The organism is Curtobacterium sp. BNK-1 (assembly GCF_048685235.1).
GTDB lineage: Bacteria > Pseudomonadota > Gammaproteobacteria > Enterobacterales > Enterobacteriaceae > Pantoea > Pantoea agglomerans.
In genome coordinates, this window is the sequence record NZ_JBLQTJ010000001.1 from 2,018,780 (window position 1) to 2,041,450 (window position 22,671).

Below are 22,671 nucleotides of genomic sequence, written 5' to 3' on the forward strand. Positions count from 1 at the left end.
GATCACTAAAATAAATCGCGACTTTACCGCCTTGACGTAGTTAACCCATGTTTTTTCGACGCTATACCGATAATTCGAATCATCCGGTTAAACAGATCATCAAAGCAATTCAATACAGTTCATTGACTCAGATGAGCATCTCTAGCGAACGGAGGTAGCACGTGACCATTGCGATAGTAATTGGTACACACGGCTGGGCAGCGGAACAACTGCTGAAAACAGCAGAAATGCTGTTGGGCGAGCAGGACAATGTCGGCTGGATAGATTTTGTCCCCGGTGAAAATGCAGAAACGCTGATTGAAAAATATCAGGCACGACTGGCAGAACTTGATACGACGCAGGGAGTCCTGTTTTTAGTTGATACCTGGGGTGGCAGTCCGTTTAATGCGGCCAGTCGCATCGTGGTCGACAAACCGCAGTATGAGGTCATCGCCGGGGTCAATATCCCGATGCTGGTCGAAACGCTGATGGCGCGCGATGACAATCCCGGTTTTGACGAGCTGGTCGCAGTGGCGGTGGAGACCGGCCGTGAAGGCGTCAAAGCCCTGAAAGCCAAAGAAGAAGCGCCGGCGCCAGCCGCGGCAAAACCGGCCGCTGCGGCGCAACCGGCTAAGCCGATGGCGCCCGGTGACCACATGAAAATCGGGCTGACACGCATTGATGACCGTCTGATTCATGGGCAGGTGGCAACGCGCTGGACCAAAGAGACCAATGTTCAGCGCATTATCGTAGTCAGCGATGAAGTGGCCAACGATCATGTGCGCAAGACTCTGCTGACGCAGGTCGCTCCGCCCGGCGTCACGGCCCATGTGGTGGATGTCGATAAGATGGTGCGGGTGTGGAACAACCCGAAGTATGGTCAGGATCGCGTGATGCTGCTGTTTACCAATCCCACCGATGTACTGCGCGTGGTGGAACAGGGTGTCGATATTAAAACCGTCAACATCGGCGGTATGGCGTTCCGCCAGGGGAAAACTCAGGTCAATAATGCGGTCTCGGTCGATGAAAAAGATATTGCCGCATTCCGCAAACTCAATGAACGCAATATTGAACTGGAAGTGCGTAAAGTTTCCAGTGACCAGAAACTGAAAATGATGGATCTGATTGCAAAAGTTAACGCGTAACAGAAGCACTTATGCGCCTGCGTTTCCGGGCTCCTGGTTATCCTGCTGAGGACAAGAAGTATGATGGAAATAACCTCGCTACAAATTATTTTGATTTTTATTGTCGCCTGTATTGCCGGTATGGGGTCGATTCTGGATGAGTTCCAGTTTCACCGTCCCCTGGTGGCCTGTACCCTGATTGGTATGGTGCTGGGTGATATGAAAACCGGCATTATTATCGGCGGTACGCTGGAGATGATTGCGCTGGGCTGGATGAACATCGGTGCCGCCGTTGCGCCTGATGCCGCCCTCGCCTCCATTATCTCGACCATCCTGGTTATCGCTGGCGGTCAAAGTGTCGGTGCCGGTATTGCGCTGGCGATTCCGCTGGCCGCCGCCGGACAGGTACTGACCATTATCGTGCGTACGCTGACCGTCGCCTTCCAGCATGCGGCTGACAAAGCCGCAGAGAAAGGTAATCTCACGGCCATCTCCTGGATCCACGTCTCTGCCCTGCTGTTACAGGCGATGCGTATCGCCATCCCGGCGCTGATTGTGGCGATTTCGGTCGGCACCAGTGCGGTTCACGCCTTACTCAGCTCTATTCCGGACGTGGTGACCAACGGCCTGAATATCGCCGGTGGCATGATTGTGGTGGTCGGTTATGCGATGGTCATCAACATGATGCGCGCAGGCTACCTGATGCCGTTCTTTTACCTGGGCTTCGTCACCGCCGCCTTCACCAACTTTAACCTGGTGGCGCTGGGCGTCATTGGCGTGGTTATGGCGGTGCTTTACATTCAGCTCAGCCCGAAATACAACCGTGTGGCGGGAGCACCAACAGGTGCTGCGACCGCAAACGATCTTGATAACGAACTCGATTAAGGAACAGGTGAGCACATGGTTGATATTACGAAAGTCGAAAAGAAACTGACTCCCGGTGATGTTCGCGCCGTCTTTCTGCGCTCTAACCTGTTCCAGGGTTCATGGAACTTTGAACGCATGCAGGCGCTGGGCTTCTGCTTCTCAATGGTGCCGGTGATCCGCCGTCTCTATCCTGAGAACAATGATGATCGTAAGCAGGCGATCAAGCGTCATCTGGAGTTCTTTAATACCCATCCTTATGTGGCCGCGCCGGTTCTGGGCGTGACTATGGCGATGGAAGAGCAGCGTGCTAACGGCGCCCCGATCGACGATGGCGCGATTAACGGCCTTAAAGTCGGCCTGATGGGACCGCTGGCCGGTGTTGGCGACCCGATCTTCTGGGGTACGGTGCGCCCGGTGTTTGCCGCGCTGGGAGCCGGTATCGCCATGAGTGGCAGTCTGCTGGGTCCGCTGCTCTTCTTTGTGCTGTTTAACCTGGCACGCCTGCTGACCCGCTACTACGGCGTGGCCTATGGCTATCGCAAAGGGATCGATATCGTCAGTGATATGGGCGGCGGTTTCCTGCAGAAACTCACGGAGGGCGCATCGATTCTCGGCCTGTTTGTCATGGGGGCGCTGGTCAACAAGTGGACACACGTTAACATCCCGCTGGTGGTGTCACGTATTACCGACTCAACCGGTAAAACCACCGTCACCACCGTACAGTCGATCCTCGATCAGCTGATGCCGGGCGTGGTGCCGCTGCTGCTGACCTTTGGCTGTATGTGGCTGTTACGCCGTAAAGTGAACGCGCTGTGGATTATCGTCGGCTTCTTTGCTATCGGTATCTTTGGTTACTGGATCGGCCTGCTCGGTCTGTAATTTCACCCGGCCGGGAGCCTGCGCTCCCGGCTTTTAAGCGTGGTGAGCTGAGCCACAACCGGCTGAGCTCACCCTGTTTGAGGTAGCTGTGATGTCATTAACCGATGCGCTGATTGCGTGTTGTATTGCCGCCCTGATGGGGTTTGCCATTTATCATGAGGCGATTCTGCCGCGTCGCCACGGCCCGACCCGCTTACGGGTTGCGCTGCGCAGGCAGCATAAGCTGGATAGCCTGATTTTCATCGGCCTGCTGCTGATCCTGCTGTGGAACAACGTCAGTCATCACGGCCCGCAGCTCACCACCTCACTGCTGATGGTGCTGAGTTTTCTGGCGTTCTGGTTATTCTGGCTGCGAAAGCCAACGCTGCTGATGAAAAGTGAGGGGTTGTTTTACGCCGGTGTCTGGATCGATTACCGGCGAATTCAGGGCATGAATCTCTCTGAGGATGGCATTCTGGTGATTCAGCTGGAACAGCGTCGGCTGCTGATCGCGGTACAGCAACTCGACGATCTGGAGCGCATCTATAACACCCTGGTCGAAGCGCGCTAGTCGCGCTGCCACACAGTCAGGGTAAAGTCTGCGTCGCAGCTGAACTGCTCGCTCTGCTGCAGGGTCTGCCAGACCTCTTCACGCGCCCGCCAGGCGAACGGCGTCATCTGAAGCAGGGTCGTCGCGGCTGCGCCGGTTAATGCCATCGGGTAACGCAGCGCATGCTGCTCCACCTGGTGGAATCCGGGATACGCTTTCTGCTCCGGCACATGCAACTGCACTTCGCGGTAAATCAGCGCCTTGAACTGCTGCAGATGATGCGGGCCCGGTGTCACGGTCAGTACCAGGCCACCCGGCTTCAGCACGCGCGCCAGTTCCGCTTCATTGCAGGGTGCGTAGATTCGGACAACCGCATCCAGGGCGTGATCGGCAAAGGGTAAGCGCTGGCTGGAGGCGACGCAGAAGCGCACCGCCGGATAGCGCTTTGCTGCCAGCCGGATCGCCATTCTGGCGACATCCAGTCCATAGACCTGCCCTGCCTCGCCTGCTGCGTCAGCCAGTGCGGCGGTGTAGTAACCTTCTCCACAGCCGATATCCAGGATTTTGCACTCCGGCTGGCTCAGCGCGGGCGCAAGCAGGCTGACGACCCGATCACGCAGCGGCTGGTAGTAGCCTGCCTCAAGAAATTCGCGTCGTGCCTGCATCATCTCTGCACTGTCACCCGGCTCACGCGACCGTTTATGCTGAACGGGCAGCAGATTGACATACCCTTCTTTCGCCTGGTCAAACTGATGGCGATTCTCGCAGCACCAGCTGCGCGCAGTAAAGACGAGAGGAGAGTGACAAAGAGGGCAAATCAGGGACATAGGGTGCTCCGGCATCAGATAACGCGGCGCAGTGTAACCTTAACGTTTACGCATCGGAAGCATAAAGAAAGCCCCGGCTGAGAAGCCAGGGCTTTGAGATTTCATGTCAGGGTGCAATGCACCGAGGCGGAGTTGAATCAGATAGCCGTAACGTTAACGGCTGCCGGGCCTTTCTGGCCGTCCTGAATTTCGAACTCAACGCTCTGGCCTTCAGCCAGGGTTTTGAAACCATTGCCCTGAATAGCGGAGAAGTGTACGAACACATCTTTGCTACCGTCAGCAGGGGTGATAAAACCAAAACCTTTAGACTCGTTGAACCACTTAACCTGACCTTTAATCTTTGCCATTTTGCAAATTCCTTTAGATGTTTATTTAGCCCGAAGGCTGTCTTACAGAAAAACCAGAGACATTACTGCATGAGGCACTAATTAAGGTTCGGCAAGGAAGCGGTATTCAACGTCAACGTCTTTACTCGTTCTTCTTTACAGACTTCTTTACAGAAGATGCCATGCATAAACAGAACTGTACCTCGTTTAACTCAGGATTTGTTATCACATATCCTAAAAACAATGGCAAGCCATTTTTAAGGGCCCCGGCCAGCCTGCGCACATAATTGCCAGAAGGCTCACATTGCCTGTTCTGTGGCGCTTACAAATGCCGATGCAAATTAAGCACGCTCCCTGGTCAGCGCCCTCTCCGGCCTCTGTTGTCGGGTCTAACCCAATGGATACCATAAGAAATTAATATTTCACAAATATGGCAATAACAGAATGAATAAGCGAAGCGCGAAAAGTTGAAAATATCAATAATCCGGCGTCAATCCTGTACAGCGCCTTTTATTTCGTACAGATAACACTTTTTTTGCACCAAAAGCAGGAGCCAGACAGTCGTCCTGCTCCAAATAAAAGCATTGAGCCCGATTTTACTTATTAAGAATTTAACTTTTGATTTGAAAAATTGATATCAGATAATAAAAACGGGCTTTTGTTTTAACTCTGAGGTTTTAGGATAATTCCTGGGTGTCCTTATTCAGCCCGCGGCTTTCGCCTATTCGCCACGGTGCGAAACCGCTCTTTTGCTCGTTTGCCCGCAGCAGCGCATCTGCCAGTTCTTTGGGTGGTGCATCAAGCGACTCATCGGCCAGTTCGAACACGCCCCAGTGGATGGGCAGCGTCAGCGGCCTGCCTGCTGCCTGCCACAGCGCCACCGCCTGATCGGGATTCATATGTTGGCCCGCCATGAACCATTCAGGTGCATAAGCGCCAATCGGCAAAGCCGCCAGGCTGAACGGGCCGAGTCGGGCAGCAATCTCCGGCAGGCTATCGCTGTAGCCGCTGTCGCCCGAGAACCAGAAGCGCACGGAGGCAGAACGCACGACCCAGCCGCACCAGAGCGAACGGTTTCGATCGCGCGGCGTTCGCATACTCCAGTGACGTGCCGGCACCGCATCAAAACAGAGGTCGCCGACAGTAAACTGTTGCCACCAGTCGAGCTGATGGACCTGTTTCACGCCCCGCGCCCTGCACCATTTAGCCAGGCCCAGCGGCACAATAAAGGTCGCCTGCGGAAAACGCCGGACGATCGCTTTAACCGTCGGTCGATCAAGATGATCGTAATGGTTATGTGAAATAAGCACGACATCCAGACGCGGCAGATCAGCGATGCTAAGCGGTGCTGGCGTTTTTCGCTGCGGCCCGGCAAAAGAGAGTGGCGAGGCGCGTGACGAGAGTGCGGGATCGATCAGGATATATTGCTGGTTCAGTCGCAGCAGCACGGCGGCATGTCCCAGCGACCAGATGCGATCGTCACTGCCGCTGATATCAGCGGGCTGCCACCACTGTTCGGTGAAAGCCCTGTAGCCCTGCTGCGGTGGCAGCGGCAGTCCCTGTGCTTTGCGCTCCCTGCGCCAGCGCTGCAGATCGCCCGGCTTGCGCCGTTCCGGTTCAGGATTGCAGAATCCCTCGGGCGTGTGATGCGCTTTGCTGCTGTCATACCACGGATTTTTCCAGACCATCCCGCCTCTCTGCTGTGATTATCGTTCCGGAATCAACCGGATAAAGTCGCGTTTCTCGCGATCGTCATCGGTTTTTTTACTCTCTGCCCTTGGCTGCATCTCAATCAGACGGCGCAGCAGCTGATTCTGTTTCTTCTGCTCTTCCAGCAAAGACTCCAGTAAGCGGATTTGCTCACCGGCGCGCACACTGGCGCGGTTGACAAAGAACCAGGCGATAAACGCCACAATCAAAATAATGACCAGCAGGCCATAGCTGACCAGTGGGCCCGAATTTGCGGCTAACTCATTCATAACTGCCTCGTAAAACTCAGTGGAAACGCCAGAACATGGCAACCGCCCATTCTACCTGTCGCCATCGCAAAAGATAATGGGGTTAACATCAATGCAGAATTTGCCGTTTCAGTTATCTCTGATCGATCCCACCAGAAAAGCGAGGCATGCTGATATCATCATAACCGGCGGCACCAGGTGGAGCGCTGAGTTATCTTTCACAAGGAGACATAATGAAACTGTTTATTCGTACGGTAGGCTTGCTGGCGGTGATCTGGCTGGCGATGCTGTTTACCGGCTATGGCGTATTAACCGGCAGTACTAAAAATGCCGCCGGCCTTGGCCTGCAGTGCAGCTATCTGACCGCTCGCGGTGTGATCAGTGCGCAGTATCTGCATACTGACAGTGGCGTGGTGGGCGTGACTGATTGTCCGTTGCTGAAGAAAAGCGGAGAAGTGATCGATAATTAACAAAACAGCGGGCCACATGGCCCGCTGTTTTCAGAACGGATAGTCGTGATAGCCCATCTCTGAGGAGAGCGTACGCGCCGCCCGATGCAGCATGGCCACGTAATCCTGGCGGGCATCTTCTGAAAAACGAATGGTGGGAAAAGAGATACTCAGTCCCGCAATCACCACGCCAAAACGGTCAAACACCGGCACAGCGAGGCAGCGTAAGCCCTCTTCCTGCTCTTCGTTATCTTCACCATAGCCCTGCGTTCTTACCTGATCCAGCGCCGTAATCAACGCCTCCGCGCTTAACAGCGTATTGGCCGTGCTCCGTTTGAATTCGACATCCCGCAGGATCTCCTCAACTTCGCTGCGATCGCGCCAGGCGAGCAGAACTTTCCCGATCGCGGTGGTATGCAGCGGATTACGACGGCCAATGCGCGAATACATACGCAGGTTGTAGAGGGAGTCTATTTTGTGGATGTAGACAATACTGTCCTCTTCCAGCGCCCCCAGATGAATGGTCTCTTTGGTCAGACGCGAAAGCTCACGCATCTGCACATCCGCACTGCGGATTAAATCGACGTTCTGCAGCGCTTTTGCGCCCAGTTCAAACAGCTTCAGTGTCAGTGAGTACTTCTCGCTCTCACCTTCCTGCGTGACATAACCCAGCGACTTCATGGTCTGCAGGAAACGGTAAACGGTACTTTTTGACATCATCACGCGCTGCGCGAGCTCAGTAATACCGTGATCGCGCTCTTCACCCAGCGCCTGCAGAATGCCGAACACTTTAAGTACCGAAGAGACGGAATCGGGCTGTTTATCATTTTCAGCAGAGGACATCGCGCACCTTGTTAAACCTGTTTCAAAAAAAATGGAACGGACCGTCAGTATAGAGTGAGGCATACGAAGGCAGCAATGCTTTAACCATTACGTCATATTTAAAGACAGTTTTTTCTCCGTCCGATCGCTGCATTTCAGCGTTAATTTCATTAGCATGATGATATTCACCCTCTTTAGTAATTAACTTATGACACTCTCCCCTCCTCAGGATGGATTACCCGCGCGTCAGCGCTATATGGCAATCGTCACCATCGCGCTGGGTCTGACCATGGCAGTGCTGGATGGCGCGATAGCCAATGTCGCCCTGCCCACTATCTCGCGCGAACTGAATGCCAGCCCGGCGCAGTCGATCTGGATAGTGAACGCCTATCAGATTGCGATTATCGTCTCGCTGCTGTCGCTCTCCTTTCTGGGCGACATGCTGGGTTATCGCCGCGTCTATCAGGCGGGCCTGGCGCTGTTTATTGCCACTTCGCTGTTCTGCGCCTTCTCCACCACCCTGACCATGCTGACTTTCGCCCGCGTGCTGCAGGGGTTAGGGGGTGCAGCGCTGATGAGTGTGAATACCGCGCTGATACGCATTATCTATCCGCAGCGTCATCTGGGACGCGGCATGGCGATCAACTCGCTGGTCGTGGCGGTTTCAACCGCGGCAGGCCCGACGGTTGCCGCAGCGATTCTTTCGGTGGCAAGCTGGAAGTGGCTGTTTCTGATTAATGTCCCGCTGGGTGCCATTGCGCTCTGGCTGGCGCTGCGCACGCTGCCTGATAATCCGCAGAAAGCGACGGCGCAGAAATTTGATGTTCCCAGCGCGATCATGAACGCCCTGTTCTTTGGTCTGATCATCTCTGCGCTGAGCGGGTTTGCACAGGGACAGAGTCATCTGCTGGTGCTATCGGAGGTCATTGCTCTGCTGGTTGTGGGCTGGTTCTTTATTCGTCGTCAGTTAAACATGGCGGTGCCGCTGCTGCCGGTTGATCTGCTGCGTATCCCGATTTTCAGCCTGTCGATGGGAACGTCGGTCTGTTCGTTCTGCGCGCAGATGCTGGCGATGGTGTCGCTGCCCTTCTTTCTGCAAAACGTCCTGCAGCGTGATGAGGTGGCAACCGGTTTACTGCTGACGCCCTGGCCGCTGGCAACCATGGTATTTGCGCCGATTGCCGGCCGGCTGATTGAACGGGTGCATGCAGGGTTGCTGGGCGGCATCGGGCTGGCCATTTTCGCCCTGGGGTTGTTTCTGCTCGCCTGGCTTCCGGCCAACCCGGGTGATGGCGATATAATCTGGCGCATGATGCTCTGCGGTGCCGGTTTTGGGCTGTTTCAGTCACCCAACAACCACACTATTGTCACTTCCGCTCCGCGTCATCGCAGCGGCGGCGCCAGCGGCATGCTGGGCACCGCGCGCCTGCTGGGCCAGAGTATGGGTGCCGCGCTGGTCGCGCTGATGTTTAATCTGTTTGATGATCGCGGGACGCACGCTTCGCTGCTGCTGGCGGGCAGCTTTGCCGCCGTGGCCGCGCTGGTCAGTGTGTCGCGGATGACGCAGACCCGCGCCTGATGGCAGAAACAGAAAAGGCGCAGTCAGTTAAGCGACAGGTGATAACGCAGTCTGGCGCCGGGCTGCTCTGAAGCTTGAGTGCATGTTGTTAAAAAGGGCACGAGAGTGAAGGCCTGAGCGCCTCTGCTGCTGAAAGGGCTATCCGCAGCGCTGAGGCGTGACGGTGGGCCAGAAGTCCACGCCGGGAAGCGTGGACAGGTCGGGGCCGGCCAGGGAGGGCCGATCCCCGAACGGTTCGTCGGCACGACGTCAAAGCCGAAGGTACCGCGTGAGCGGCGCGAGGACGGCCCGGCAGCAGCAGAGGTGCGCTGGCCCGCACTGCGGCTCGCTCGCACAGAAAAAAAGCTGCCACGTTTGACCGTGACAGCCTTTACAAATCTAATCTTAACTGACCAGCATTAGACCCAGGGTCGTCTTTTTTGCTCTGCTTAACGCTACTTCAGATACTGACCGCTGCGCAGTGCTTCAATACGCTTATCTAACGGCGGATGCGACATAAACAGCTCGCTGAACGATTTGCCTTTACCGTTGATACAGAACGCCATCATGCTGCTCGGCTCCTGCGGTTCGTAGCTGGTTTTCAGGCGCTGTAACGCCGCAATCATCTTCTCACGACCTACCAGCTTCGCTGAACCGGCATCGGCATGGAACTCACGGTGACGCGAGAACCACATGGTGATGATGCTGGCGAGAATACCAAACACCAGTTCCAGCACCATCGACACCGCAAAGTAGACCAGCGGGTTGCCGTTGCTGCTCTCCTCACCATCGCGGTTGCCGGACATAAAGCCCGCCGCGATCTGCGCCAGAATACGTGAAACGAAAATCACAAAGGTGTTCACCACACCCTGGATCAACGTCATGGTGATCATGTCGCCATTGGCGATGTGTGACACTTCATGTGCCAGCACCGCTTCCGCTTCATCACGGCTCATGTTCTGCAGCAGACCGGTTGAGACAGCAACCAGTGAGGCGTTACGCCGTGCGCCAGTCGCAAAGGCGTTGATGTCAGGTGCGTGATAGATCGCCACCTGTGGCATCGCAATACCCGCCTGCTGTGCCTGACGGCCAATTGTATCCACCAGCCAGCGCTCGGTTTCGTTGCGTGGCTGTTCAATCACTTCACCGCCAACCGATCGCAGTGCCATCCACTTCGACATCAGCAGTGAAACAAACGCACCGCCGAAGCCAAACAGGCCTGCCATGATCATCAGGCCCTGAACACTGCTTGACTGGATCCCTGTCAGGCTGAGAATCAGCCCGAATACCAACATCACAGCCAGGTTGGTCATCAGGAAAAGAGCAATACGCATCATTTTTGTTAATCTTCCTCAGTAGTTCACGCGCCTATACGCGGATCCATATCCTATGGGCATTGGGCTGCTTTTCAAGCAACCTTAACGTTTAAGTGCCTAAAAAGACATAACTTTACATTCTGACACGCCTGATGAGGAGCCCAGCCTTCAGGCACCTTCACCAGCGCTAATCATTGCTTACTGGAAACTTTTCTGAGTACAAAAAAAAGCACCGCTGAGCGGTGCTTTTTCTGGCAACAGCGGATTATTTAGCCGCTGGCGCCTCTGGCTGGGATTTCTCCAGCTGCGCAAGATCGTTAGCGATCTTCACCGTCTCATCAAGATAGGGATCCGGCTCTTTATAATCTTTCGGCAACTCATCCAGGTTTTTCAGCGGTTTTTTGCCTTCGGCCTGATAGCGCGCGTTGATCCGCTCCAGACGAGACGCATCATCTTCGTGGTTCTCTTTCTCGCGCTGAGCGAGATTAAGCGACACGATGTTGCGCTTATCTTTCAGGGCATTGTAACGGGCAATGTCCTTCATGATGTACTGGAACTCGCGATCCTGAGCGATGCGGTCAGCATGCTGCTTAGTCAGCTGCACTACCAGCGGTTTCACATCACCGGTTTTGACATAGGTCGCTGCTTTGATGCTGTCCCACGGCAGTGCATTATCCTCAAATTTCTCACCGGTTTCAGCCGCTTCAACGCCGGTTGGCATCAGCAGATCCGGCGTGACGCCTTTACGCTGTGTACTGCCGCCGTTTATGCGATAGAACTTCTGAATGGTGTAAGAAACGGAGCCTAACGCAGGCCACTCCGGACGCAGCATCTGATCGTAGATGCGGTTCAGAGAGCGATACTGCTGAACGGTGCCTTTACCAAAGGTTGGCTCGCCAACAATCACCGCGCGACCGTAATCCTGCATCGCGGCAGCAAAGATCTCAGAAGCTGAGGCGCTGAAGCGATCGACCAGCACCACCAGCGGTCCTTTGTAGTAGACAACGCCGTCGTTATCGCTGTCTTCACGAACCCGACCATTGTTGTCGCGTACCTGAACCACCGGACCACTCGGAATAAACAGACCGGAAAGCGAGACTGCTTCGGTCAGCGCGCCGCCGCCGTTGGTACGCAGATCGATCACCACACTGTCGACGTTCTGTTTCTGCAGTTTCTGCAGCTGAACTTTGACGTCGTCGGTGAGGCCGACATAGAAACCAGGAATATCGAGCACGCCCACTTTCTGCTTGCCGACATTTTTGATGGTCAATTTAACCGCGCGATCTTCCAGACGGATTTTCTCACGCGTCAGCGTCACAGTACGGGTTTTAGTACCCTTACCGGCTGGCAGAACTTCCAGGCGCACTTTGCTGCCCTTAGGTCCTTTAATTTTTGCCACGACATCATCCAGACGCCAGCCGATCACATCTTCCATCGGCTTGCCTGGCTGACCCACACCGACGATGCGATCGCCAACGGTAATGGCTTTGCTCTTCGCGGCCGGGCCGCCTGCGACCATCGAGTTGATCACCGTATAGTCGTCATCCATCTGCAGAACCGCACCGATGCCTTCCAGTGACAGGCTCATTTCGGTGTTGAACTGCTCGGTGTTACGCGGCGACAGATAGCTGGTGTGAGGATCGATTTCGCGGGCAAAAGCATTCATCACCAGCTGGAAAACATCTTCACCGTTGCTCTGGGCCAGACGACGGATAGCGAAGTTGTAACGCTTTGTCAGAACGTCGCGGATCTCGTTATCATCTTTGCCCGCCAGCTTCAGACTCAGCTGATCATATTTGACCTTGGCATCCCACAGCGCATTCAGTTCAGACTGATCTTTTGGCCAGGGTGCTTTCGCGCGGTCAATGTCGATAGTGTCATTGCCGCTGAAATTCATCGGACGAGCCAGCACCGTCAGCGCATATTGATAGCGCTCAAAACGGCGTTTCTGCGCCAGATTATAAATATCGTAAAAGAGATCCAGCTTGCCACTGCGCAGCTCATCGCCGACGGTGGTTTTTTTGCTGGCAAACTGCGCCACATCTGACGCCAGCAGCACATTGTGGCTGTAGTCGAGCATGTTCAGATAGCGATCAAAAATTTTCGCTGAAAAGTTCTGATCCAGGTCGAACTGGCGATAGTGGGAACGGGTAAAGCGCGAGGTTACGCGCTCACTGACCGTCGGATCCTGCGGATCTTCGTGAAGCTGGGGAATCTGATCGGCGCGGGTAATGTTCTCCGCGCCGAAGGTTGGGCCTGCTAATAGCAGGCCCGCAATAAGTCCAACTTTAAAAAGGGTGTTCATGCCGGGGTTAGCCTCCGTTTCAGAACTGCAAGTGTTCTGCGCGCACAATCATTGCCATGCCGGAAGCGAGCTGGACCCGAACGCCGTCTTTTGATACTTCAAGAACGGTAGCGTCCATCGCACTTTTGCCTGCTTTAACTTTAATACTCTGGCCGGGTTGCAAAGTTGAGGTATCAGTGATGGGTCGGGCTTCCTGCTCCGGACGTGGGGCTGGCTTGCGATGCTGTGAGGCGGTCGCACGCGGTGCAGTAGTCTGCGGACGCGGTTTACGCGCGGCTTCGCCTTCTGCAGGCTTACGTGCCGCGGGCTTGCGTGGACGACGCGGTGCCGCGCCCTCTTCGCTTTCGCCTGCTTCACGACGCGCGGCGCGCTGCTGGTCACGCTGCGCCTGGACGCGTGCTTTCGCTTCTTCCAGTTGCTTGCGTGCATGCTCAACGTGTTGCTCATCCAGCACGCCACAGGCGTTACCGTCGAGATCGACACGGATAGCACCAGCTTTGATGCCGTACAGATAACGCCAGCTTGACGTATAGAGACGCAGCGCGGAACGCAGCTGTGTTTTGCTCAGACCCATTTCGCCCTGAACACGCTCGACCAGATCCTGAAAGATACCGATTTTGAGCGGACGCGCTTCACCTTCAGCGCTAAAGCAGTGCGGAAAGCGCTCCGCCAGAAAAGTGATGACTTCTTTACTGCTATTCAACTTAGGTTGATTTTCCATGAAATTTCCTGATTACAACGGGTTTGCCGACCAGCGCAGGCATGAACAGGCGACATTATAATGACAACATCGCTAAATGCCATGTGATCCAGTCGATTAGCTGCGCGTCAGCTGCAGATATTTTTCTAAGTCGCTGTTCGCAAGCACTTCACAAAGCCCATCAGTCAGTGTGACCAGCCCCGATTCGTCGTCGCTGTCAAAGCGATTGTACGCCACGCTGTCGATGTCCAGCACCCCAACCACAGTGCCATTCACTTTCAGAGGAATCACAATCTCAGCATTGCTGGCAGCGTCACAGGCGATGTGGCCCGGGAAGGCATGCACATCATCTACGCGTTGCACTTTTTCTTCTGCCAGCGCCGTGCCACACACACCTTTACCGACCGGAATGCGCACACAGGCGATTTTGCCCTGGAACGGGCCCAGCACCAGCGTATCCGCTTCCGTCAGCAGGTAGAAACCAGCCCAGTTCACGCCATCGAGACGTTCGTACAGCAGCGCGCTAAAGTTTCCCATCGCGGCGAGGAACGCCGTTTCTCCCGCCAGTAAGGCGCGCATATCGCGATTCAAATCGGCGTAAAAGGCAGTTTTGTTCATTATTTAACCGTTACCAATGACATCTGAACGGGGCATTAAAGACCGTTCGTTAAAAATAAGTTTTAAATATCCAGAGCCACAAGGTGAATCATAGCGTTAGTTGCTATACCCTTAGCATTCTGTGGATCGAAGCGTGATGCCCGAGACAGGCACACAGACAATGTCTTTATGACCGATATCTGTTACTTCTGAAGAGCGAAGATTGCATCACCCTATGAAAATTCACGCTATCAGCCAGACATTGCCTCACGCACGTTATCAGCGTTGCCCGCAATGCGATACCCTTTTTTCCTTACCGGATGTGAAATCTCATCAGTCGGCACATTGCCCACGCTGTAACGCCGAAATTCTCAGTGGTCGCGACTGGCCGATGACCCGTCTTATGGCGATGGCCGCCACCATGATTGTGTTAATGCCCTTTGCTTTCTCCCTGCCGCTGGTAGATATCCGGCTGCTTGGCATGCGCATCAATGCCAGCGTACTGGAAGGCATCATCCAGATGACCCAGCAGGGTGATGTACTGACGGCCTCAATGGTGGCGTTCTGCACCATCGGCGCGCCGGTGACGCTGGTGGCGGGTATCTGTTATCTCGGTATCGGCCACCGGCTGGGCATGAACCTGCGTCCCGTGCTGCTGATGCTGGAGAAGCTGAAAGAGTGGGTGATGCTCGATATCTATCTGATCGGCATCGCCGTGGCGTCAATTAAAGTGCAGGACTATGCTTCGCTTGAGATTGGCTACGGGCTGGCGGCTTACATCGCCCTGACGGTGCTGAGCGTGCTGACACTGATCCATCTGAATATGGAGCAGCTGTGGGAGCATTTCTACCCACAGACGCCTGGCAATATGGCCCGTGACGATATGCAGGTCTGCCTGAACTGTCACAACACCAGCATACCCGATGAACGGGGCCGCTGCCCGCGTTGTCACACGCCGCTCGACTTCCGACGCCGCCACAGCCTGCAGAAATCCTGGGCCGCGCTCATCGCATCAATTGTGCTGTTAATCCCCGCGAATCTGATGCCGATCTCCGTGGTCTATCTTAATGGCTCACGGCGTGAGGACACCATCTTCTCCGGCATCCTGGGGCTGGGCGAAGGCAATATTCCGGTGGCGGCGATTGTTTTTATCGCCAGTATTCTGGTGCCGTTTATCAAGGTGCTGGTGATGCTGACGCTGCTGCTCAGCATTCATTTTCGCTGTGAACAGGGGCTGAGAACCCGCATCCGCTTGCTGCGGTTTGTCACCTGGGTTGGCCGCTGGTCAATGCTCGATCTGTTTGTCATTTCGTTAACCATGTCGCTGGTCAACCGTGATCAGCTGCTGGCTTTTACCATGGGACCGGCGGCGCTGTTTTTTGGCGCGGCCGTCATCCTGACCATTATGTCTGTTGAGTGGCTGGACAGCCGCCTGCTCTGGGATGCACATGCAACAGGAAACGCCGACTACACCGACTAACGCAACGCTGCGCAATAAGCGCAAAATTTCGCCCTTCTGGCTGCTGCCGATTATTGCGATGCTGATCGCCTGCTGGCTGCTCTGGACCAATTATCAGGAGCGCGGCACCACCATCACCATCAATTTCCAGACGGCGGATGGTATCGTGCCGGGTCGCACCCCGATCCGCTATCAGGGCGTGGAAGTGGGCACCGTGCAGGGCATTAATCTCAGTGATGATTATCGCAGCATTCAGATTAAAGCCAGCATCAAGAGCGACATGCGCGATGCGCTGCGTGAAGATACGCAGTTCTGGCTGGTGACGCCTAAAGCCTCGCTGGCGGGTGTGTCGGGGCTGGATGCGCTGGTCGGTGGTAACTACATCGGGATGATGCCAGGTAAAGGTAAACCCAGCGAGTCGTTTACCGCGCTGGATACGCAGCCCAAATATCGGGTGAATACCGGCGAATTGATGATCCATCTGCATGCGCCCGATCTCGGCTCGCTCAACACCGGCTCGCTGGTCTATTACCGCAAAATTCCTGTTGGCCGGGTCTATGACTACAGCATTAACAGCAAATCCGATGGCGTGTCGATTGATGTGCTGATTGACCGTCGCTTTATCAATCTGGTGAAAACCAACAGCCGTTTCTGGAATGTGTCAGGCATGAATGCTGACGTCAGCCTGAGCGGGGCTAAAGTGCAGCTGGAGAGTCTGGCGGCGCTGGTCAATGGTGCGATCGCGTTTGACTCGCCACAGGGTGCGGAAACGGCCAAAGCTGAGCAGAATTACCGGCTCTATCCCGATCTGGCGCATAGTCAGCGCGGCGTGCAGATCACGCTGGATCTGCCTAACGGCAACAATCTCAAGGCGGGCAGCACCCCGCTGATGTATCAGGGACTGGAAGTCGGCACACTGACCAAACTGAACCTGCAGGATGGCGGCAAGGTCACCGGCGAGCTGACCATCGATCCCTCTGTTGTCGGTCTGATGCGCAGCGGCACCCGCATTGAGATGCACAGTCCGAAAATCAGCCTGACGGATACCAGCCTCAGCGCGCTACTGACCGGCAACACGCTGGAACTGGTGCCAGGTGAAGGCGAGCCGCAGCAGCACTACACCGTGCTGGCGTCCAATGAGACTCTGCTGCAGAAGCCCAATGTACTGACGGTAAAACTCAGCGCGCCAGAGAGCTATGGTATCGATCAGGGCCAGCCGCTGATGCTGCACGGCATGCAGATTGGTCAGGTGATGTCGCGTACGCTGGATGAAAATGGCGTGAATTTCGTGGTGGCGGTCAATCCTGAAAATCGTAATCTGGTGCATGGCGACAGCAAATTTATCGTCAACAGTCGGCTGGATGTGAAGTTCGGTCTTGATGGCATGCAGGTATTAGGTGCCAGCGCCCGTGAATGGGTGGATGGCGGTATCCGGCTGGATCCGGGCAAAAAGGGTGAGCCAAAAAGTGCCTATCCGCTGTTTGCCGATGCTGAAAAAGCGGAAGAAGGCATTACCGGCGATGGCCCTTCTACCACGCTGATGCTGACCGCCAACAGTCTGCCTGACGTGCAGGCCGGCTCTGTCGTGCTTTACCGCAAATTTCAGGTGGGTGAGATTGTCAAAGTCACGCCGCGCGCTGACGCCTTTGATATTGCGGTACATATTCAGCCGGAATATCGCAAGCTGCTGACCAGCGAAAGCGTGTTCTGGGCTGAGGGTGGCGCACGCGTCAGCCTTAACGGCAGCGGCCTGACGGTGCAGGCATCGCCGCTTAACCGCGCGCTGAAAGGCGCGATCAGTTTCGACAATATGAGTGGTGCGCAGTCGGCCAAAGGGGCCAAACGCGTCCTCTATCCGTCTGAAACCGCCGCCCGCGCGGTGGGTAGCCAGATTACGCTGCACACCTATGACGCCAGCAAGCTCTCTGCCGGGATGCCGATTCGTTACCTGGGTATTAATGTCGGCCAGGTGGAGTCACTGTCGTTAAGCAAAGATAACAATCAGGTGGTGGCGAAAGCGGTGCTCTATCCGGAGTATGTGAACGATTTCGCCCGTCTCGGCAGCCGTTTCTCGGTGGTCTCACCGGAGATTTCCGCTACCGGCGTGAATCATCTGGAAACCCTGTTGCAGCCTTACGTCAACGTGGATCCAGGCAAAGGCGGCGCCGCGCGCACGTTTGAGCTGCAGGAGAGCACCATTACCGATTCCCGCTACCTTAATGGCCTGAATATTTATGTTGATGCCACTGAGGCCGGTTCATTGTCGCTGGGTACGCCGGTGCTGTTCCGTGGTGTGGAAGTGGGTACCGTGACCGGCACCTCACTGGGTAATATGGCGGATCGTGTGCAGATCGCCCTTCGCATCAGTAAGAAGTACCAGCATCTGGTGCGTAATAACTCGGTGTTCTGGCTGGCATCCGGCTATAACCTGGACTTCGGTCTGGTGGGTGGCGTAGTGAAAACCGGGACATTCCAGCAGTTTATTCGCGGTGGCATTCAGTTTGCGACGCCGCCGACGGTGCCGCTGGCGCCGCAGGCGAATCCGGATAAACATTTCCTGCTGCAGGATGAAGCACCGAAAGATTGGCGTAACTGGGGAACGGCGATCCCGTCTCCGCGCTAAAGGCTATCTCAAACGGGCAGACTGTTCTGCCCTTTTAGGCGTTTAAAGTCAGCACCGGCTCAGGGATCATACGCCTTATTCACTCCCTCAAACGGGCAGCCTGGCTGCCCGTTTCCTTTCCTCATGATACACTGCCGGCTTTGCTTTAACTGGAATGTGCCCGTGTCTGATGCTTCTTCGCTTTTCCCCGCCGATTTTCTCTCGTTAATTCGCCAGAGCCTGCCCGATGAGGCGAGCTTCGCGCAATTTATTGCGTATAGTCAGCAACCCCTGCGCCGCAGTATTCGCGTCAATACCCTGAAGATCAGCGTGGCTGACTTTCTGAGTCAGACCGCGCGTTATGACTGGAAGCTGACGCCGGTGCCGTGGTGCGAAGAGGGATTCTGGATCAGCCGGGAAGATGAGAGCCTGCCGCTGGGCAGCGTGGCTGAGCATCTCAGTGGCCTGTTCTACATTCAGGAGGCCAGCTCCATGCTGCCGGTGACCGCGCTGTTTGACGCCCAGCCAGAGGTCAGCGCCGTGATGGATATGGCGGCGGCACCGGGTTCTAAAACGACCCAGATTGCTGCGCGGATGGGCAATCAGGGCGTTATCCTGGCTAACGAATTCTCCTCCAGCCGGGTTAAAGTATTGCACGCCAATATCAGCCGCTGCGGCGTCAGCAACAGTGCCTTAACGCACTTTGACGCGCGGGTCTTCGGGCCAGCCCTGCCGGAACAATTCGACGCCATCCTGCTCGACGCTCCCTGCTCCGGCGAAGGGGTGATTCGCAAAGATGCTGATGCGCTGAAAAACTGGTCGCTGGCAAGTACGCATGAGATCGCCGCGACCCAGCGCGATCTGCTCGACAGTGCCTTCCACGCCCTCAAACCCGGCGGCACGCTGGTTTACTCCACCTGCACCCTGAATCAGATTGAGAATCAGCAGGTCATTGCCTGGCTGCTGGAGCGCTATCCGGACGCTGTAGAGGTTGTAGCGCTCGATGGGCTGTTTGAGGGTGCCGGACAGGCCGCGACGCCCGAGGGCTATCTGCATGTCTTCCCGCAGATGTTCGACAGCGAAGGCTTTTTCGTTGCGCGGCTGCGTAAAACCGCGTCGGTCGAGCCCTTACCGCTGCCGGGCTACAAAGTGGGTAAACTGCCCTTCTCCCACCTCAGCCGCAAGCTGGAAAGTGAGATAGCCCAGGCCGCCGCCGCTGTCTCTCTTAAATGGGATGCGTCGCTGGAGCTGTGGCAGCGTGATAAAGAGATCTGGCTGTTCCCGAAGGCCGTCACCCCGCTGCTGGGCAAAGTGCGCTTCTCGCGCATCGGCCTGAAGCTGGCAGAAACCTTTGCTAAAGGCTATCGCTGGCAGCATGAAGCGGTAATTGCGCTGGCAAAACCGGATGCGGCGCAGACTTTTGAGCTCACCGCAGCAGAGGCGGAAGAGTGGTATCGCGGCCGGGATATCTACCCGGAAACGGAACCTACCCGTAATGAGATGATTGTCACTTATCAGCAGCAGCCGCTGGGGCTGGCTAAAAAAGTCGGCAGCCGTATCAAGAACAGCTATCCGCGGGAGCTGGTGCGCGACGGACGCCTGTTCCGCTGAGTCACTTTATTTGCAGCATCGTCAGATGATTGCCAAACACTGCGCCGGTATCGATGTAATGCAGATTGGCAATCGTCAGCGACTGTTTCAGCGGCGTGTGTCCGAAGTAAAAGGCGTCTGCGCCACGGATGCCCGCCCGTTCGCCTGACTCCATCGCCTCCAGCCGCTGACGGCTCCAGACCACCTGCTGCCAGTCGAGTGGCTTATTCAACGCATATTCCCGGGCCGGGTAATCAGCATGAGCAATCACAATAATTCGCTCATCAAGCTGAAGATGGAGAATCAGCGGCAGCTCACGGCAACGCTGCAACGCGTGACGCGCCGCAATCAACGCTGCACCACGCAGCCGAAAGAACCAGTCGCCACCGTTCATCTGCCAGAGCGCCATTTCCTGCCCCTGTAGTGCTGAAAGCGCCATCTCCTCATGATTCCCCCGCACGCAGCGAAACCAGGGCTCCTCCAGCAGCGCCAGACAACCCAGGCTGTCGGGACCGCGATCGATGATATCCCCCACCGAAATCAGTAAGTCCTGCTGCAGGTCAAACTGATGCTGCTGCAATAGCGCATCCAGTTCGCGGCGGCAGCCATGCAGATCGCCGACCACCCAGATCCGTCGCCACGCTGCGCCATTCAGGGATTGGTAATACATCGCTGCACCCGGCCTTTGTCTGCTGAAAACATCTTCAGAGTATAGTCAGGGCTGACCCTGTAATGGCATGACGCGCTGGCAAGCAGAATGCAAAGGAGGCTGGCTGAAAGGGTGCAAGGGGTCGGGCGAAGCGATTAAAGAGAGATAAAAGGTACGTCCCTCCCGGCGCTTATCTCCGGCACTCAGTAAAGGTGGTAGCTCTGTCAGGGACGAAATACATCATAAAGCGATCAGGCGCGACAGGCTATTCTGCCCCCACCATATCTGTAGTCATTTGGGATCAGCTACGCATTTTAGCAGGATATTTCTGCAGTTTCTCTGCCGGACGCACCGGGCGGCGCACCAGCTCACCGCCGCAGTTGGGGCAAAGATGAGTGAGATGCTCAGCACAGTCAGCGCAGAACGTGCATTCAAACGAGCAGATGCGTGCCGACAGAGAAGATGGCGGCAGATCAACGTCGCAGCGTTCACAATTGGGGCGAAGTTCCAGCATGGTGTGACTCCTCAAAAAAGCGGTATGCGCCAGCTTCGCGGTTGCTGACCCCAATGTCGAGCCAGCAACCGGACAAGAGTGTGTCAGATCCGGACATCCTGCTTTAATGGTGCAGTCAGCGGTGCTTTGCCGCTGCTATTTGTGCCGCTGATCCTCAGGAAGGTCATCGGGCAAATCCTCTTCGTCAGCTGTGCCATCGAACTCAGCACTCTCCTCTTCCGGCTCCTGACCGCCCATCGACGCATGAATCACCTCCTCTTCCAGCGTCGGGATCAGCGCGGCACCCAGTGGCGAGGTCGCCAGACTGTCAGGCATCACCACATGCGGCAACGGTACTTCGGTCGTCGGAAGCGGACCCGGCGCACGCACATAACTCAGTCCGCCAATCACCAGCGCACAGAGCATAAAGAAGAGATAGAGCATATTACTGCCCAGCGGCTGCATCAGCGCACCGACCACCAGCGGGCCGATACTGGCGCCAATACCAAACGCCATCAGCAGACAGGCGGTTAACGAGACACGACGATCGGCGGCGACCTGATCGTTGGCCAGCGCCACCTGCAACGGATAGAGCGCAAACTGCATCATGCTGGCGGCAAAAGCGATGCCAATCATCCAGTGGAAGGTCAGATGTGGCAGCACCACCAGCGGCACGCAGGCCACGGCAAAGAGCATGGCAATAATGAATAACAGCCGCTGGCGGTCGTAGCGGTCAGAGAGCCAGCTCAGCGGAAACTGCGACACCAGTCCGGCAAAAATCGTGAGACTCATAAAATAACCGGTCTGGCTGGTGGTGAAGCCTTTGCTGCTGCCATAAACTGGTGCCAGGCCATAGAACGCGCCAATCGCCATGCCGGTCACCAGGGTGGTGCCGAGCAGTTTGGGAATGGTGCGGATAAAATAGCCCAGTTCCATCGGCGCCGGTGTCATGGGCCGGACGTGAGTGCGGGTGGTCAGTGCAATCGGCACCAGACAGAGCGCGAAACAGAGCGCCACAATCAGCAGCGTGCTCACGCCAAACCCCGATTGCAGGCTCAGTATCACCTGTCCGCCACTGAGTCCAAGGTAGGTGGCGACCATATAGAGGCCGAAAATCATGCCGCGCTGGGAAGATTCCGCCTGATCGTTGAGCCAGCTCTCCAGCACCATGTACTGGCACATCATGCAGAGCCCGATAATCAGACGCAGAAAGACCCACAGCGGAATAAAGTCCGTCAGCCCGTGACCTACAACCGAGGCGGTAATGATCCCGGCACAGGCCACGTAGGCACGGATATGGCCGACGCGGGCAATCAGGTTGTGCCCCACTTTGCCGCCAATCACCAGCCCGATATAGTTGGCCGCAATAATCGCGCCGATCAGCGCACCATTAACCTGCTCACTGGCCAGCCGCAACGAAACGTAGGTAGTCAGTAAACCGGAACCCAGCAGCATCAGAAGCGTAGTGGTATAGAGCGGCAGAAACGTACTGAATATTTTTCCCATATGACTCCCTGTCTACGCTTTTCAGGCATCAGGCCAGCAAAGCCCTAAAGATAGTCGATTTCGGCAGGTGAAGCGGTATTGTTCATGACGACGGTAGCGAAAAAAAAGCCCGCCAGCAATTGCTCACTGACGGGCC

Annotated in this window: 21 protein-coding genes; 9 read left to right on the forward strand and 12 right to left on the reverse strand. The window is 55.8% G+C overall.

Going from position 1 to position 22,671, the window contains the following annotated elements; all coding sequences use genetic code 11:
- Nucleotides 1-161 precede the first annotated feature (161 nt).
- The 4 genes from manX to ACMGGP_RS09620 all read left to right on the forward strand — a co-directional run bounded on the left by manX (nt 162) and on the right by ACMGGP_RS09620 (nt 3,399).
- Nucleotides 162-1,124, forward strand: a complete 963-nt coding sequence (manX, locus tag ACMGGP_RS09605; RefSeq protein WP_010260527.1) for a PTS mannose transporter subunit IIAB — start codon at nt 162-164, stop codon at nt 1,122-1,124.
- Nucleotides 1,125-1,187: 63 nt separating this feature from the next.
- A complete protein-coding gene (locus ACMGGP_RS09610; RefSeq protein ID WP_010670765.1) occupies nt 1,188-1,988 on the forward strand; it encodes a PTS mannose/fructose/sorbose transporter subunit IIC in 801 nt (266 codons plus the stop codon).
- Nucleotides 1,989-2,003: 15 nt separating this feature from the next.
- Complete coding sequence (locus tag ACMGGP_RS09615) at nt 2,004-2,849, forward strand: PTS mannose transporter subunit IID (protein WP_010260523.1); 846 nt, start codon at nt 2,004-2,006, stop codon at nt 2,847-2,849.
- A 91-nt stretch (nt 2,850-2,940) separates the two neighbouring features.
- Nucleotides 2,941-3,399 (forward strand): DUF986 family protein, encoded by a 459-nt coding sequence (locus tag ACMGGP_RS09620; protein ID WP_022625541.1) that lies wholly within the window; start codon nt 2,941-2,943, stop codon nt 3,397-3,399.
- On the opposite strand, the gene rlmA is transcribed toward ACMGGP_RS09620, so the two are convergent.
- From rlmA to ACMGGP_RS09640, 4 genes are all read right to left on the reverse strand, one after another.
- On the reverse strand, nt 3,396-4,205 hold the full coding sequence (rlmA, locus tag ACMGGP_RS09625; protein WP_064691386.1) for a 23S rRNA (guanine(745)-N(1))-methyltransferase: 810 nt from the start codon (nt 4,203-4,205) through the stop codon (nt 3,396-3,398). The two genes, ACMGGP_RS09620 and rlmA, sit on opposite strands and share 4 nt — an antisense overlap.
- Before the next feature lie 137 nt (nt 4,206-4,342).
- On the reverse strand, nt 4,343-4,552 hold the full coding sequence (cspE, locus tag ACMGGP_RS09630; protein ID WP_003852684.1) for a transcription antiterminator/RNA stability regulator CspE: 210 nt from the start codon (nt 4,550-4,552) through the stop codon (nt 4,343-4,345).
- 656 nt (nt 4,553-5,208) lie between these two features.
- Nucleotides 5,209-6,219: an MBL fold metallo-hydrolase gene (locus ACMGGP_RS09635; RefSeq protein WP_498798389.1), complete on the reverse strand. Its 1,011-nt coding sequence runs from the start codon at nt 6,217-6,219 to the stop codon at nt 5,209-5,211.
- An 18-nt stretch (nt 6,220-6,237) separates the two neighbouring features.
- Entirely contained in the window at nt 6,238-6,510 is a 273-nt protein-coding gene (locus ACMGGP_RS09640) for a YebO family protein (RefSeq protein WP_498798390.1), read from the reverse strand.
- Between the two features lie 212 nt (nt 6,511-6,722).
- Here ACMGGP_RS09640 and ACMGGP_RS09645 point away from each other — a divergent pair, with 212 nt between their 5' ends.
- The gene (locus ACMGGP_RS09645) at nt 6,723-6,959 is read left to right on the forward strand and encodes a YobH family protein (RefSeq protein WP_010258788.1); all 237 of its coding nucleotides are present in this window, start codon (nt 6,723-6,725) and stop codon (nt 6,957-6,959) included.
- A 30-nt stretch (nt 6,960-6,989) separates the two neighbouring features.
- Here the strand turns inward: ACMGGP_RS09645 and kdgR are convergent, their stop codons facing one another.
- A complete protein-coding gene (gene kdgR, locus ACMGGP_RS09650; RefSeq protein ID WP_010670769.1) occupies nt 6,990-7,781 on the reverse strand; it encodes a DNA-binding transcriptional regulator KdgR in 792 nt (263 codons plus the stop codon).
- Between the two features lie 187 nt (nt 7,782-7,968).
- On the opposite strand from kdgR, the gene ACMGGP_RS09655 reads away from it, so the two are divergent.
- Nucleotides 7,969-9,339: an MFS transporter gene (locus ACMGGP_RS09655; RefSeq protein ID WP_111533878.1), complete on the forward strand. Its 1,371-nt coding sequence runs from the start codon at nt 7,969-7,971 to the stop codon at nt 9,337-9,339.
- Between the two features lie 434 nt (nt 9,340-9,773).
- Here the strand turns inward: ACMGGP_RS09655 and htpX are convergent, their stop codons facing one another.
- The 4 genes from htpX to ACMGGP_RS09675 form a co-directional block, all read right to left on the reverse strand.
- Nucleotides 9,774-10,655, reverse strand: a complete 882-nt coding sequence (htpX, locus tag ACMGGP_RS09660) for a protease HtpX (RefSeq protein ID WP_003852678.1) — start codon at nt 10,653-10,655, stop codon at nt 9,774-9,776.
- 244 nt (nt 10,656-10,899) lie between these two features.
- Complete coding sequence (gene prc / locus ACMGGP_RS09665) at nt 10,900-12,939, reverse strand: carboxy terminal-processing peptidase (RefSeq protein ID WP_010670770.1); 2,040 nt, start codon at nt 12,937-12,939, stop codon at nt 10,900-10,902.
- Nucleotides 12,940-12,958: 19 nt separating this feature from the next.
- Nucleotides 12,959-13,660, reverse strand: a complete 702-nt coding sequence (gene proQ, locus ACMGGP_RS09670; RefSeq protein WP_010258776.1) for an RNA chaperone ProQ — start codon at nt 13,658-13,660, stop codon at nt 12,959-12,961.
- Between the two features lie 96 nt (nt 13,661-13,756).
- Complete coding sequence (locus ACMGGP_RS09675) at nt 13,757-14,257, reverse strand: free L-methionine (R)-S-oxide reductase MsrC (protein WP_010258773.1); 501 nt, start codon at nt 14,255-14,257, stop codon at nt 13,757-13,759.
- Nucleotides 14,258-14,471: 214 nt separating this feature from the next.
- Between ACMGGP_RS09675 and yebS the strand changes: the two genes are divergently transcribed.
- The 3 genes from yebS to rsmF all read left to right on the forward strand — a co-directional run bounded on the left by yebS (nt 14,472) and on the right by rsmF (nt 19,908).
- On the forward strand, nt 14,472-15,716 hold the full coding sequence (yebS, locus tag ACMGGP_RS09680) for a membrane integrity lipid transport subunit YebS (RefSeq protein ID WP_022625536.1): 1,245 nt from the start codon (nt 14,472-14,474) through the stop codon (nt 15,714-15,716).
- A complete protein-coding gene (locus tag ACMGGP_RS09685; RefSeq protein WP_010258767.1) occupies nt 15,685-18,318 on the forward strand; it encodes a PqiB family protein in 2,634 nt (877 codons plus the stop codon). The genes yebS and ACMGGP_RS09685 overlap by 32 nt, the downstream gene beginning before the upstream one ends.
- 162 nt (nt 18,319-18,480) lie before the next feature.
- Entirely contained in the window at nt 18,481-19,908 is a 1,428-nt protein-coding gene (gene rsmF / locus ACMGGP_RS09690) for a 16S rRNA (cytosine(1407)-C(5))-methyltransferase RsmF (protein WP_200869008.1), read from the forward strand.
- A 1-nt stretch (nt 19,909) separates the two neighbouring features.
- Here the strand turns inward: rsmF and ACMGGP_RS09695 are convergent, their stop codons facing one another.
- The 3 genes from ACMGGP_RS09695 to ACMGGP_RS09705 all read right to left on the reverse strand — a co-directional run bounded on the left by ACMGGP_RS09695 (nt 19,910) and on the right by ACMGGP_RS09705 (nt 22,535).
- Nucleotides 19,910-20,557 (reverse strand): metallophosphoesterase, encoded by a 648-nt coding sequence (locus ACMGGP_RS09695; protein WP_187493160.1) that lies wholly within the window; start codon nt 20,555-20,557, stop codon nt 19,910-19,912.
- A 280-nt stretch (nt 20,558-20,837) separates the two neighbouring features.
- Nucleotides 20,838-21,050, reverse strand: coding sequence for a DUF1272 domain-containing protein (locus ACMGGP_RS09700; RefSeq protein ID WP_132499946.1), 213 nt, complete (start codon nt 21,048-21,050; stop codon nt 20,838-20,840).
- Between the two features lie 135 nt (nt 21,051-21,185).
- Entirely contained in the window at nt 21,186-22,535 is a 1,350-nt protein-coding gene (locus tag ACMGGP_RS09705) for an MFS transporter (RefSeq protein WP_033757897.1), read from the reverse strand.
- Between the last annotated feature and the right edge of the window lie 136 nt (nt 22,536-22,671).